This is a genomic window from Shinella oryzae, assembly GCF_023038235.1.
Lineage (GTDB): Bacteria > Pseudomonadota > Alphaproteobacteria > Rhizobiales > Rhizobiaceae > Shinella > Shinella sumterensis.
This window is the reverse complement of the sequence record NZ_CP081987.1, coordinates 2,340,446-2,354,991: the sequence shown is the minus strand read 5'-3', so window position 1 is coordinate 2,354,991 and position 14,546 is coordinate 2,340,446. Positions and strand designations below refer to the sequence as shown.

Here is a 14,546-nt window from a genome sequence, read left to right as displayed (position 1 = left end):
GCCATGAAGGGCAGCCTTGCCACATCCGCCGTGCTCCACTCCCTGGTTCTGACCTGGGCGTTGGTCTCGCTCGGCTCTCCCGAAAGTTTCGACGTGGCCAATGTCGAAGCGATGCCGGTCGACATCGTGTCGATTGAGGAACTGACGCAGATTCAGCAGGGCGACAAGAAAGCCGAAATGAAGGAAAAGGCCGCGCCGGTTCCGACGAAGAAGGAAACGCCGGTCGAAAACGCGGAAAATGTCGGCGACAACGAGGTCGACCTGAAGAACCTGCCGACGCCCGGTGAAAAGCCGCGTGATATCGAGACCGCGGCAGCGCCGGAAAAGGCCGAGAAGGTCGTTCAGACGCCCGATTCCAAGCCCGTCGAACAGGTGCAGGACGAGCAGAAGGCCAGCGAGCCCTCGACCGAGGTCGCGGCCATTGCCGAGCCCAAGCAGGAGGTCAAGCCCGACCCGAAGCCGGAGGCCACGCCTTCCGAGGACAAGCCCGCCGCAGACCCGGAAGCCGAAGCGCTGCCGGACAAGATTCCGCTGCCGGAAATGAAGCCGAAGGTCGAGACGAAGAAGGCCGAGCCGGCCGAAAAGCCCGCCGAGAAGAAGACGGAGACGGCCAAGGCCGAGACCGCCAAGACGCCGGACCGCAAGAAGGACGAGAAGAAGAAGCAGGAGAAGGCGACGTCGCAGAACGACAGCGACTTCAACTCCGACGAAATCGCGGCGCTTCTCAACAAAGAAAAGGCAGCCGGTGGCGGCGCCAAGCGTTCCCAGGAGCAGGCGGCGCTGGGTGGCAAGAAGACGACCAGCGGCACCAAGCTGTCCATGAGCGAGATGGACGCCCTGCGCGGCCAGATCCAGAACAACTGGTCGATCACGCCCGGCATGTCGGGCGCCGAGGATGTGCGCATCAAGGTGACGATGCAGCTCGACCAGAACGGCGACATTATCGGCGAACCCGAAGTCGTCGCGACCGGCGGCACGGACTCCGCGCGCCGGGCCCTTGCCGGCGGCGCGCGCCGCGCCATCATGAAATCGCGGCCGTTCAAGGGACTGCCGCCGGAAAAATATGATGCCTGGAGCGAAGTCGTCGTGAACTTCGACCCCAGCCAGATGATGTAAGAACTAGGGAAGGCCTAGATACATGCTGAGACGTAACCTCATTCGATTTCTGATCGTGCTGACCGGTCTTGCGGCGTCCATGCCGATCGCGTCGGCAAGAGTCGAAATCAACATCAACAAGGGCAATGTCGAGCCTCTGCCGATCGCCGTGACCGACTTCATCGCCAGTGGTGATCTCGGCCAGCGCATTACCGATGTGATCGCGGCGGACCTGAAGCGCTCCGGCCTTTTCGCGCCTGTCAACAAGCAGGCTTTCATCGAGAAGATTTCCAATCCCGACCAGCCGCCGCGCTTCGAAGACTGGAAGGTCATCAATGCGCAGGCGCTTGTGACGGGCCGCGTGACGCAGGAAGGTGACGGCCGTCTGCGCGCCGAGTTCCGCCTGTGGGATACGTTCGGCGGACAGCAGCTTACCGGCCAGCAGTTTTTCACGCAGCCGGAAAACTGGCGCCGTGTCGCCCATATCATCGCCGACGCGATCTATGAGAACCTGACCGGCGAGAAGGGCTACTTCGATACCCGTATCGTCTATGTCGCCGAAAGCGGCCCGAAGACCGCCCGCAAGCGCCAGCTCGCCATCATGGACCAGGACGGTTTCAACCGCCGCGCGCTGACCAACGGCAACGATATCGTGCTGACGCCGCGCTTCTCGCCGAACCGCCAGGAAATTACGTACATGTCCTTCGAGGGCAACCAGCCGCGCGTCTACCTGCTCCAGCTGGAGACCGGGCAGCGCGAAGTGGTGGGCAACTTCCCGGGCATGACCTTCTCGCCGCGGTTTTCGCCGGATGGACAGAAGGTCATCATGAGCCTGCAACAGGAAGGCAACTCGAACATCTACACGATGGATCTGCGGTCGCGGACGACGACGCGCCTGACCTCGACGGCAGCGATCGATACCTCGCCGTCCTATGCGCCTGACGGCGCGCAGGTTGTGTTCGAAAGCGACCGCGGCGGCCGCCCGCAGCTCTACGTCATGGGTGCCGACGGTTCCAACCAGCGCCGCATCTCCTTCGGTGACGGTTCCTACTCCACGCCGGTCTGGTCACCGCGCGGCGACCTCATCGCCTTCACCAAGCAGTCGGGCGGCAAGTTCTCGATTGGCGTGATGAAGCCGGATGGCTCGGGCGAGCGCATCCTGACGACGGGCTTCCACAACGAAGGCCCGACCTGGGCGCCGAACGGCCGCGTGCTGATGTTCTTCCGCCAGGCAGCCGGCGCCGGCGGCCCGCAGATCTATTCCATCGACCTGTCGGGCTATAACGAACAGTTGGTCCAGACGAAGGGCTTTGCGTCCGACCCGGCCTGGTCGCCGCTTCTGGAATAGTGACGTTTATGCGACGGGCCTGCCGCGTTCTTGCCGCAAAGTCCTGCAAGGCAGTGACGAGGCGAGATGCGGCAGGCCCGTATCCACTGGAATGCGAGGGGCCGGGGACGGTCTTGCAAGCAATCATTAACCATAATCGTTGAATGCGGATTAACCGCTCGCGGTTACAGTCTGGCAACCCTGATTGAAACCGACGCTTCAACGAACTTGACGCTAGACCTGATGCAAGGAGACCGGCTCATGAGCCGCATTGATACCCCGGCCGCTGGCCGCATGCAGACCATCGCCCGTAACCCGGCCGTTATCGCCCTGTTCATGACGCTGGCTCTCGCCGGCTGCGCTTCCAAGAAGAACCTGCCCAACAGCGCCGGCGATCTCGGCCTGAACGGCGGCGCCGGCTCGGCCACGCCCGGCTCGCAGCAGGACTTCACGGTGAATGTCGGCGACCGCATCTTCTTCGACACCGACTCCTCGTCGGTTCGCGCCGATGCCGCCGCGACGCTCGACCGTCAGGCCCAGTGGCTGCAGCGCTACCCGAACTACGCCATCACGATCGAAGGCCATGCTGACGAACGCGGTACGCGTGAATACAACCTCGCGCTCGGCGCACGCCGCGCGGCCGCGACCCGCCAGTACCTCGCTTCGCGCGGCATTCCGGCGAACCGCATCAAGACGATTTCCTACGGCAAGGAAAAGCCGGTCGCGGTTTGCGACGACATTTCCTGCTGGTCGCAGAACCGCCGCGCCGTCACAGTTCTGGGTGGCGCAGGCATGTAATCTCCCGCCAAGGGGACGAAACGGAGAGGCGGCCGCGAGGCCGCCTTTCTTTTTTCAACACACTTTGGCCGAACTCCGTTGCTTTTTAAGAGCATTTGGAAAACTCTTGCGCCTGTGCTTCGGCGCATTTTTCGATCAACAGGACGACGATAGATGAAGAAACTTGTCGCGGCAGGCGTTCTCAGTCTGGCAGCGGTTGTGGGCATTGTCGGGCCGACCGGCGCATCGCCGCTCTCCACGCTGGCAAGCGGCCTCTTTCCGGCCAAGGGCGAGCGGGCAGGGACCGGCAATGTCATTCTCGCACAGGCCATGGACCCCCGGGTCGGCCAGCTTGAAGAGCAGATCCGCACCCTCAACGGCCGCATCGAGGAGATGAGCTACCAGCTTCTCCAGATGCAGGAACAGATCCGCAAGGCGCAGGAAGACAACGAATACCGCTTCCAGGAACTGGAAGGCGGAAAATCCGGCGCCAGCGGAAAGAGCGGCTCGCTCGACAGGCCGGTCAACGGCGGAACGGCCGACAACCAGATCGCAACGAACAACGTGCCGGCGGATGATACCGCCGGTGCGAACACCCGTACCAACACTGGCGGCGGCGCGCTGCCGCAGGAGCTCGGCTCCATCAAGTTCGACGAGAACGGCAATCCGATTGGTGCGGACACCAATCCCGATCTCAATAACCAGAGTGCTTCGATCGGCAACGACAATGCACTGCCGGGCGTCGATAGCGGCCAGTCTCAGGCGACGCAATCCTCGACGGCTTCGCTCGACAACCCCGACGATCTCTACAAGGTCGCCTACGGGCATGTGCTTTCCGGCGATTACCAGCTCGCCGAGCGGGAATTCCGCGATTATCTCGACATCTACCCCAATACGGAAAAGGCCGCCGACGCCAATTTCTGGCTTGGCGAAGCCCAGTATTCGCAGGGCAATTTCAACGACGCGGCCAAGACCTTCCTCAACGCGCACCAGACGTTCGGCAAGTCGAAGAAGGCGCCGGAAATGCTGTTGAAGCTCGGCATGTCGCTCGCTGCTCTCGACAATCGTGAAACCGCTTGCGCCACGCTGCGCGAGGTGAACAAACGCTATCCGGACGCGTCCAAGGCCGTGAAAAGCAAGGTCTCTTCCGAACAGAGCCGGCTGTCCTGCTGATTGCGGGGCGTGTAAAGGTCGTGGCCCGCGCGGACGATAGCGTCATCGAGGCAGCCGACCGCCTTCTCAAAAGTTTCAAGCGCCCCGCGACCCTGCTGGTCGCCGTTTCCGGCGGCAGCGATTCGCTGGGGCTTCTCCTCTCGCTCGCGGAGCTTCGCGCAACACGGGATTATCCGGGCATCCGGCTTTGCGCCTGCACCGTCGACCATGATCTGCGCGCCGGCTCTGCCGAAGAGGCGCAATGGGTCGCCGGCATTTGTGCGCGTCTTGGCGTGCCGCATGTCACGCGCCGCTGGAGCGGTCAGAAACCTCAGGCGGGTTTGCAGGCCGCCGCCCGCGCTGAGCGCTATGCGCTGCTCGTCGATGCTGCAGGCGAGACGCGCGCCGATGCGATCCTGTCGGCCCATACCCTGGATGACCAGCGCGAGACCGTCGCCATGCGCGCCGCCCGGTCAAAGGAGGGGATCGGGCTTTCCGGCATGGCGGACGCGGTGCTGCTGGAGGGCGCCATCTGGCTGCTTCGGCCGTTCCTCGGCATCGGCCGCGCCGAAATCCGCTCGTTTCTTGGAGAGCGCCAACAGGGCTGGATCGATGATCCCAGCAACAGCAATCCGAAATTCGAGCGGGTACGTGTACGGTCTGGCGACGACCCGTGGTTTTCCGCCACCGAGCCGGGCCAGCGGTTTTCCCTCGCACTGCGCGGCGCGGATTTCCTGCGCGACCATGTGCAGGCCACGGATGAGACCTTCACGCTCTCGCCGAACGGTGTTCGCGCGGCGTTGGACGATCCGGCTGCGCGGCGGGCGCTGCTGCTGCTGGCCGCGACGGCGGGCGGGCGCCCTCATATCATCGAGGCGCGTGCGGCGGGCCGGTTGCGTACTTTCCTTGCCAGCGACACGCTGTCGCGGCTGACGGCGGGCCGCGTGGTCTTCGATCGTCGCCGTGACGGTCTTCATCTCTATCGCGAATGCCGTGACGTTCCCGTGTCGACCGTTCCGGCGGCGAGCGTCGCGCTCTGGGACGGCCGGTACCTGCTTGCCAACCGCACGGACCGCGCCATTGTCGTCACAGCCTCCGGTGAGGGGGCCGGGCAGGGGCTGCACGGCCCGGCCTTGCGGGCGGCAAGTGCTGCGCCACGCCTCATTTTCGAGGATGGCGATCGCGTGCCTGGCGGCGCCGTATGTCTGGAGCGGGTGATCGCGCCTTACACGCATTTCCTGCCGCGGTTCGACTTGCCGCTGGCGCAGACGCTGGCGGCGCTGTGCGGCCGGCTGCCGTTTCCCACGCCGCCCAACGAATGAAGGCCGTGCGTCAAGCGTCGTACCGGAATGCAGCGATGCGGACGCAAGGCAAGACAGCCGCTATCGCGCGCTTATTGACGATAGTTCGAGAAATGCCCGCTTGCCGTGCTCTTTGCCTTGGCAAGGCGGCGTCGCGACCCTATGTTAGAGACCAGAGAAGCGGCCGGGACAGCCCGGCCGGGAAAGTACCCGGACCATTCGATGAATCCCAATTTCCGAAACTTCGCCCTCTGGGCGATCATCGCCCTCCTGCTGATCGCGCTGTTCAGCATGTTCCAGACGAGTCCGACGCAGACGGGTTCGCGGGACATCCCCTATTCGCAGTTCCTCAAGGAAGTCGATGCGAGCCGGGTGAAGGAAGTCGTTATCACCGGCGAGAAGATCGTCGGCAGCTATGTCGAGACAGGCGCCACCTTCCAGACCTATGCGCCGAACGGCGACAACTCGCTTGTCCAGCGACTGGAATCGAAGAACGTCGTGGTGAGCGCGCGGCCTGAAACGGATGGCTCGTCGGGCTTCCTCAGCTATATCGGCACCTTGTTGCCCATGCTGCTCATCCTCGGCGTCTGGCTCTTCTTCATGCGCCAGATGCAGGGTGGTTCGCGTGGCGCGATGGGTTTCGGCAAGTCCAAGGCCAAGCTTCTGACCGAAGCGCATGGCCGCGTGACCTTCGCGGACGTCGCTGGTGTCGACGAAGCCAAGCAGGACTTGGAGGAAATCGTCGAATTCCTGCGCGATCCGCAGAAGTTCCAGCGGCTTGGCGGCCGTATCCCGCGTGGCGTGCTGCTCGTCGGCCCGCCCGGTACGGGTAAGACGCTTCTTGCGCGCTCCGTCGCCGGTGAGGCCAATGTGCCCTTCTTCACCATCTCCGGTTCGGACTTTGTCGAAATGTTCGTCGGCGTCGGTGCCAGCCGCGTGCGCGACATGTTCGAGCAGGCCAAGAAGAACGCGCCTTGCATCATCTTCATCGACGAAATCGATGCCGTCGGTCGCCACCGCGGCGCCGGCCTCGGCGGCGGCAATGACGAGCGCGAGCAGACGCTGAACCAGCTTCTCGTCGAGATGGACGGCTTCGAAGCCAACGAAGGCATCATCCTGATCGCCGCGACCAACCGTCCTGACGTTCTCGACCCCGCACTTCTGCGTCCGGGCCGCTTCGACCGCCAGGTCGTGGTGCCAAATCCTGACATCGTCGGCCGCGAGCGCATCCTCAAGGTCCATGTCCGCAATGTGCCCCTGGCGCCGAATGTCGACCTCAAGGTTCTCGCCCGCGGTACGCCCGGCTTCTCCGGTGCGGACCTGATGAACCTCGTCAACGAAGCCGCCCTCATGGCTGCGCGCCGCAACAAGCGCCTCGTCACCATGCAAGAGTTCGAGGATGCGAAGGACAAGATCATGATGGGCGCGGAGCGTCGCTCCACGGCCATGACCGAGGCGGAAAAGAAGCTCACCGCCTATCACGAAGCCGGCCACGCCATCGTCGCGCTCAACGTTCCGCTCGCCGATCCGCTGCACAAGGCGACGATCATTCCGCGCGGCCGTGCGCTCGGCATGGTCATGCAGCTCCCCGAGGGCGACCGCTATTCGATGAGCTACAAGTGGATGGTCTCGCGCCTCGCCATCATGATGGGCGGCCGCGTTGCCGAGGAAGTGACCTTCGGCAAGGACAACATCACCTCCGGCGCCTCCTCCGATATCGAGCAGGCGACCAAGCTTGCGCGTGCGATGGTGACCCAGTGGGGCTTCTCCGACCAGCTTGGTCTCGTCGCTTACGGCGAAAACCAGCAGGAGGTCTTCCTCGGGCATTCGGTGTCGCAGCAGAAGAACGTATCCGAAGCCACCGCGCAGAAGATCGACAATGAAGTGCGCCGCCTGATCGACGAGGCCTATACCGAGGCCAAGCGCATCATCACCGAGCAGCACCATGAGTTCGTGGCGCTTGCCGAAGGCCTTCTCGAATACGAGACGCTGACGGGTGACGAGATCAAGGCGCTGATCCGCGGCGAAAAGCCCGCCCGCGACCTTGGCGACGATACGCCGCCCAGCCGCGGCTCCGCCGTTCCGAAGGCCGGCCACAAGAAGGGCGGCGAGCCGGAAGGCGGCCTGGAGCCCCAGCCGCAATAAGACGGTTCGTCTCGATAACGTATGCCACACGGCCGGGAAGCAGTTCCCGGCCGTTTTCTTTTGGTAACGGGCTGTAATGAATTCTGATGCACAGGTGGATGTGCTTTGCGCGCATTTGTGGCAAAGAAGCGCGATGGCCGCGCGCATTTAAGGATAATATGATGTTGCGCGCCTGAACGGTTTCCGTCGCGCCTGCCTTGATATATGGCATAGCGACAACTGCAGGTGGAGCCTTTTGCGGGTGGAGAGCGCCGCACCGGCCTGCGCTATTTTCAGGAGCGAACATGAAACGTCGTTATTTCGGCACGGATGGTATCCGGGGACAGTCCAACATCTTCCCGATGACGCCGGATCTCGCCATGCGGGTCGGCATTGCCGTCGGCACGATTTTCCGCAACGGCGACCACCGCCACCGTGTGGTGATCGGCAAGGACACACGCCTTTCCGGCTACATGCTGGAAAACGCCATGGTGGCGGGTTTTACTGCCGCCGGCCTCGATGTCTTCCTGCTCGGCCCAATCCCCACGCCTGCGGTCGCCATGCTGACCCGTTCGCTGCGCGCGGATATCGGCGTGATGATCTCTGCGTCGCACAATCCCTACCAGGACAACGGCATCAAGCTGTTCGGCCCTGATGGCTACAAGCTCTCCGACGCCATCGAAATGCAGATCGAGGAGCTGCTCGACAGCGACCTTTCCACGCAGTTGGCAAAGCCTGCCGATATCGGCCGGGCCAAGCGCGTCGAGGGCGACATCTATCGCTACATCGAGCAGGCCAAGCGGACGCTGCCGCGCGATGTCACGCTTCAGGGCCTGCGGATCGCCGTCGACTGTGCCAATGGTGCGGCCTACAAGGTCGCACCGCTCGCGCTGTGGGAACTCGGCGCCGACGTGGTGACGATCGGCGCGGAGCCGGATGGACGCAACATCAATCTCGAATGTGGCTCGACCCATCCCGAAACGCTCCAGCGCAAGGTGCACGAAGTGCGCGCCGACATCGGTATCGCGCTCGATGGCGACGCCGACCGCGTGCAGATCATCGACGAGAACGGCAAGATCATCGATGGCGATCAGCTGATGGCCGTGATTGCCGAAAGCTGGGCGGCGGACGGCATGCTGCGCGGCAACGGCATCGTCGCGACCGTCATGTCCAATCTCGGCCTCGAACGCTTCCTCAAGGGCAGGGGTCTCGGCCTCGAGCGCACCAAGGTCGGTGACCGCTACGTCGTGGAGCATATGCGCCAGAACGATTACAATGTCGGCGGCGAGCAATCGGGCCATATCGTGCTTTCCGATTTTGGCACGACGGGCGACGGCCTTGTCGCCGCCCTGCAAATCCTCGCCTGCGTCAAGCGCAGCGGCAAGACGGTCAGCGACGTGTGCAACCGTTTCGAGCCGGTGCCGCAGGTCCTGAAGAACGTCCGGGTGAAGGCGGGTGCACCGCTCGAAGATGCGTCCGTCCTGCAGGCCATTGCCGATGCTGAAAGCGAACTCGCAAAGAACGGCCGCCTGCTGATCCGCCCGTCCGGCACCGAGCCGCTCATCCGCGTGATGGCCGAAGGCGATGACCGCGCCCAGGTCGAGCGCATCGTGGATGAGCTAATCAGCGTGATCGGCGCCGTGCGCAACGCCGCCTGAGACGTCTCCTATCGAATGTTCTCGAAGGCCGGAGCCGATGCTTCGGCCTTTTCTTTTTCGAGGAAGTGGATCCGGACGTTTTATTTAAAAGTTTACCGAATTGATGAACGACTGTTAATGAACAGGGTAAATCTTTGTAGTTAATCGCCGCTTAACCTTTCTTCTTCATTATCCATGCCTGATCGAAGGGCTTGGGGACCGGGGTGCCGGGCGTGCCAAGCGCAAGCCTATTGGAGTCAGGCGATGAGGAAAGTTTTGAGTGGCGTCGCGGCCGTCCTGCTGACAGGCACGTCGGCCTATGCGGCCGATGTCTATCAGCCGCAGGTTATCGAGGCGCCGGTCCAGGAGGCCGCCATTGTCGAGACGGGCGGCTGGTATCTGCGCGGTGACGCAGGCTGGTCCTACAACAGGCTGCGCGGGGCGCACTACTTCCAGGGCTCCAACAGCCTGGATCGTGATTTCGACACGACCAAGCTGAAGAGCGGCTTCATCATCGGCGGTGGTGTCGGTTACCAGATCACCGATCATTTCCGTACGGACGTGACGCTCGACTATATGTTCAAGTCCAAGTTCCGCGGCAGCACCAGCGGCGTGTGCGGCGGTTTCCCCTGCACGTCGAGCGACGAGTCCTCGCTGACGGCCCTGACCCTCCTCGCCAACGCATATGTCGATATCGGCAAGTACGGCGTCTTCACGCCGTATGTCGGTGGCGGTATCGGTGGCTCCTACGTCAAGTGGAACAAGCTGCGGAACACCATCTGCGACGATCCGGGCAATCCGGGTTGCAGCACCACCGAACATGGCGGCAAGAAGAGCTGGCGCTTTACCTATGCCCTGATGGCCGGTACGGCGATCGACCTGACCTGCAACCTGAAGGCTGATGTGGGCTATCGGTTCCGCCATGTCACCAAGGGCGACATGTTCGGTTACGCCGCGAATGGCGGCCCGGGTTACGACAAGGGCTTCTACAGCCACGAAGCGCGTGCGGGTCTTCGCTACTCCTTCAACGGCTGCGAAACGGCGACCTACATTCCGCCGGCCGAGATCCCGATCGAGCAGCCCGTCTACAAGTAAGCGACGTCAGCCATCCGAAATTCGAAGGCCGCCCGAAAGGGCGGCCTTTTTGCGTTTAACCGTTTTTTCACCGGTTAACGAATATGGTTAACCAACGGTGTAGCGTGTCGGATTCGGCCTGCGCCGATGGCTCAACCGCCGGCTTTCGGCTGCAAGGATAGAGATCATGGTCCGTCGCATCGCATCGCCCGTCATCGCGGCTTTCGCCGGCCTTTTTGCCACGGGCGCCCTTGCCAGCGACCTCGATATCATCAATGCGCCGGAGATCGACGTCTCCCAGGCGACGCTGGCGCGGGGCTGGTACATTCGCGGCGACCTCGGCTATTCCGGCTGGGGCAGCACCGACAGCCCGGATTATACGGCAGAGCGGGCAGGCGGCGGCACCTTCTCGCAGCCGTTCGACAGCGCGCGCTTCTCCAAGCCGGTCTCCTATGGCGTCGGCGTGGGCTACCAGTTCAGCGATTTCAGCCGTGCGGACCTGACGACGGACTTCTTCAGCGGCGACATGTCCGGCAACTCGGCTACCGGCGGCGGCTGCGTGGCGGGCGCGCCAGGCGGCACGAACTGCCGCTTCGATTACAAGGGCGACTATTCGGCCGTGAACGTCATGGCCAACGGTTATGTCGATCTCGGCACGGTCGCGGGCATCACGCCCTATGTCGGCATCGGTGCCGGCGCGACCTATGTGAAATGGAGCGACACCAGCGTTCTGCCGGTCTGCCTCGATGGCGCCGGGAGCTGCGCGGGCGCGAGCAATGGTGTCATCGGCCTCCAGGGCGAGGACAGCTGGCGCTTCACCTACGCTCTGATGGCCGGCGCATCCGTCGATCTGACCGAGCGCGTGAAGCTCGACTTCGGCTATCGATTCTCCGACACGGCCGGCGGAAAGGCCTTCAGCGGGCGTGGCCTGGGAACCTCCATCGACGCCGTCAACGGTCGTGACGACGGTTTCCAGAAGCACGAGATCCGCGCTGGTATCCGCGTGACCACCTGGTAAATTCGGACAATTCACTCTGTTTTGCGGCGCGTCGGTCAACCGGCGCGCCGTCTTCGTTGCGCCGGATTATTTTTCGATAGCGACAGAATCCACTTGACGAGAAAAGAGGCTTTCCATATTCACAGCGGCGGGACACTCCTCCCCAACGAGGAGCTATCTATCTGGAAGGATAGCGATCATGACGAAGACCGTCACCGCGCCGGACGTACGTCCGAACAATACTCATTTCTCTTCTGGCCCTTGCTCGAAGCGCCCCAACTGGTCGCTCGACGCGCTTTCCGATGCTCCGCTCGGTCGTTCGCACCGCGCCAAGATCGGCAAGACCAAGCTCAAGCAGGCCATCGATCTCACCCGCGACGTCCTGGAAGTGCCTGCGGATTACCGCATCGGCATCGTGCCCGCTTCCGATACCGGCGCCGTCGAAATGGCGCTTTGGTCGCTGCTCGGCCCGCGCGGCGTCGACATGGTCGCCTGGGAAAGCTTCGGTTCGGGCTGGGTGTCGGATGTCGTCAAGGAGCTGAAGCTTCCGGACACGCGCAAGATCACGGCCGACTACGGCCTTCTCCCCGACCTTTCCACGATCGATTTCGACCGTGACGTGGTCTTCACCTGGAACGGCACGACCTCCGGCGTGCGCGTCCCGAACGCCGACTTCATCCCTGCCGATCGCAAGGGCCTGACGATCTGCGATGCGACCTCGGCCGCTTTCGCGCAGAACCTCGATTTCGCCAAGCTCGATGTCGTCACCTTCTCCTGGCAGAAGGTTCTCGGCGGCGAGGGCGCCCATGGCGTCATCATCCTGTCGCCGCGCGCCGTCGAGCGTCTGGAGAGCTATACGCCGGCCTGGCCGATGCCGAAGATCTTCCGCATGACCAAGGGCGGCAAGCTCATCGAGGGCATCTTCCAGGGCGAGACGATCAACACGCCCTCCATGCTGTGCGTCGAGGATTACATCGATGCGCTGCTGTGGGCCAAGGAAGTCGGCGGTCTCAAGGGCCTGATGGCCCGGGCCGATGCCAATGCCAAGGTCATCTTCGATTTCGTCGAACAGAACGACTGGATCGCCAACCTTGCCAAGGACCCGGCGACCCGCTCGAACACCTCGGTGTGCCTGACCATCGCCGACGAGGACGTGCTGGCGCTGGACGCCGATGCGCAGGCAGCCTTCGCCAAGGGCCTCGTGTCCCTCCTCGACAAGCAGGGTGTCGCCTATGACATCGGCGCCTATCGCGATGCCCCTTCGGGCCTGCGTATCTGGGCCGGTGCCACCATCGACACCGCCGACCTCGAGGCGTTGATGCCCTGGCTGACCTGGGCTTTCGAGACCCAGAAGGCGACGCTTTCCAAGGCTGCGGCCTGATCTCGCGACCGGCTTCGTCCCCTGGGCGAAGCCACCTTTGATCTCATCTTTTCTGTTTCATTGAAGGAGGCCTCTCATGGCACCTCGCGTACTCGTATCCGACGAACTGTCGGAAACCGCCGTCCAGATCTTCCGCGATCGCGGCGTCGACGTCGATTTCCAGCCGAAGCTCGGCAAGGACAAGGAAAAGCTTGCCGAGATCATCGGCAATTATGACGGCCTCGCCATCCGTTCGGCCACCAAGGCGACGGAAAAGCTGATCGCCGCTGCGACCAATCTCAAGGTCATCGGCCGCGCCGGCATCGGCGTCGACAATGTCGATATCCCGGCCGCCTCGCGCCGCGGTATCATCGTGATGAACACGCCCTTCGGCAACTCGATCACGACCGCAGAGCACGCCATCGCGCTGATGTTCGCCGTCGCCCGCCAGCTGCCCGCCGCCGATACCTCCACGCAGGCCGGCAAGTGGGAGAAGTCCAAGTTCATGGGCGTCGAGATCACCGGCAAGGTGCTGGGTGTCATCGGTGCCGGCAATATCGGCGGCATCGTCTGCAAAAAGGCCATCGGCCTCGGCATGCATGTCATCGCCTACGATCCCTTCCTCTCGGCCGAACGCGCCCAGGAAATGGGCGTCGAGAAGGTCGAGCTGGACGACCTGCTCGCCCGCGCCGACTTCATCACGCTGCACGTTCCGATGACCGACAAGACGCGCGGCATCCTGGGCAAGGAAGCGCTCGCCAAGACCAAGAAGGGCGTGCGCATCATCAACTGCGCCCGCGGCGGTCTCGTCGATGAAGCAGCGCTCGCCGAAGCCATCAAGTCCGGCCATGTCGCAGGCGCCGGCTTCGACGTGTTCGAGGTCGAGCCCGCAACCGAAAGCCCGCTCTTCGGCCTGCCGAATGTCGTCTGCACCCCGCATCTCGGTGCGTCGACCACGGAAGCGCAGGAGAACGTTGCCCTGCAGGTTGCCGAGCAGATGTCGGATTACCTCGTCAAGGGTGCGGTTTCCAACGCCATCAACATGCCGTCGATCACGGCCGAGGAAGCGCCGATCCTGAAGCCCTTTATTCGCCTTGCGGACGTGCTCGGCGCCTTCGTCGGCCAGGTCACGGAAAGCGCGATCAAGGAAATCGAGATCCTCTATGACGGCGCGACTGCGTCGATGAACACCAAGGCGCTGACCAGCGCGGTGCTTGCCGGCCTCATCCGCCCGCAGGTGGCCGACGTCAACATGGTCTCGGCCCCTGTCATGATCAAGGAAAAGGGTGTCATCCTGTCCGAGGTCAAGCGCGACAAGTCGGGCGTGTTCGACGGCTATATCCGCCTGACCGTCAAGACGGAGAACCAGACGCGTTCGATCGCCGGCACGGTCTTCTCCGATGGCAAGCCGCGCTTCATCCAGATCAAGGGCATCAACCTCGATGCCGACGTGGGCAACCACATGGTCTACATCACCAACACCGACGTTCCCGGCATGATCGGCTTCATCGGCACGACGCTCGGCGAAGCCGGCGTGAACATCGCGAACTTCCAGCTCGGCCGTGACAAGCAGGGCGGCGACGCGATCGCTCTGCTCTATGTCGATGCTGCCGTATCCGAGGATGTGCTGAACAAGCTGCGCGCCAATTCGGCGATCCGCCAGATCAAGCCGCTGGTCTTCAACGTCGACTGATCTTCGTCC

At 63.1% G+C, this 14,546-nt stretch carries 11 protein-coding genes; all 11 read left to right on the top strand.

The window, feature by feature from the left end:
• Positions 1-3 precede the first annotated feature (3 nt).
• On the top strand, positions 4-1,116 hold the full coding sequence (locus K6301_RS11515; protein ID WP_247217044.1) for a hypothetical protein: 1,113 nt from the start codon (positions 4-6) through the stop codon (positions 1,114-1,116).
• 22 nt (positions 1,117-1,138) lie between these two features.
• Complete coding sequence (gene tolB / locus K6301_RS11510) at positions 1,139-2,443, top strand: Tol-Pal system beta propeller repeat protein TolB (RefSeq protein WP_247217041.1); 1,305 nt, start codon at positions 1,139-1,141, stop codon at positions 2,441-2,443.
• 240 nt (positions 2,444-2,683) lie between these two features.
• Positions 2,684-3,220: a peptidoglycan-associated lipoprotein Pal gene (pal, locus tag K6301_RS11505; protein WP_247217039.1), complete on the top strand. Its 537-nt coding sequence runs from the start codon at positions 2,684-2,686 to the stop codon at positions 3,218-3,220.
• Positions 3,221-3,373: 153 nt separating this feature from the next.
• A complete protein-coding gene (gene ybgF / locus K6301_RS11500; protein WP_247217037.1) occupies positions 3,374-4,372 on the top strand; it encodes a tol-pal system protein YbgF in 999 nt (332 codons plus the stop codon).
• 20 nt (positions 4,373-4,392) lie between these two features.
• Positions 4,393-5,673: a tRNA lysidine(34) synthetase TilS gene (tilS, locus tag K6301_RS11495; protein ID WP_247217035.1), complete on the top strand. Its 1,281-nt coding sequence runs from the start codon at positions 4,393-4,395 to the stop codon at positions 5,671-5,673.
• 201 nt (positions 5,674-5,874) lie between these two features.
• Positions 5,875-7,797, top strand: coding sequence for an ATP-dependent zinc metalloprotease FtsH (gene ftsH, locus K6301_RS11490; protein WP_247217033.1), 1,923 nt, complete (start codon positions 5,875-5,877; stop codon positions 7,795-7,797).
• A gap of 284 nt (positions 7,798-8,081) precedes the next feature.
• Entirely contained in the window at positions 8,082-9,434 is a 1,353-nt protein-coding gene (gene glmM, locus K6301_RS11485) for a phosphoglucosamine mutase (RefSeq protein WP_134645760.1), read from the top strand.
• Between the two features lie 243 nt (positions 9,435-9,677).
• Positions 9,678-10,508, top strand: coding sequence for an outer membrane protein (locus K6301_RS11480; RefSeq protein WP_247217030.1), 831 nt, complete (start codon positions 9,678-9,680; stop codon positions 10,506-10,508).
• Positions 10,509-10,674: 166 nt separating this feature from the next.
• Positions 10,675-11,505, top strand: coding sequence for an outer membrane protein (locus K6301_RS11475; RefSeq protein ID WP_247217028.1), 831 nt, complete (start codon positions 10,675-10,677; stop codon positions 11,503-11,505).
• Positions 11,506-11,683: 178 nt separating this feature from the next.
• Entirely contained in the window at positions 11,684-12,865 is a 1,182-nt protein-coding gene (locus K6301_RS11470; RefSeq protein WP_247217026.1) for a phosphoserine transaminase, read from the top strand.
• A gap of 76 nt (positions 12,866-12,941) precedes the next feature.
• The gene (gene serA / locus K6301_RS11465; protein ID WP_247217024.1) at positions 12,942-14,537 is read left to right on the top strand and encodes a phosphoglycerate dehydrogenase; all 1,596 of its coding nucleotides are present in this window, start codon (positions 12,942-12,944) and stop codon (positions 14,535-14,537) included.
• The last annotated feature ends 9 nt before the right edge of the window (positions 14,538-14,546 follow it).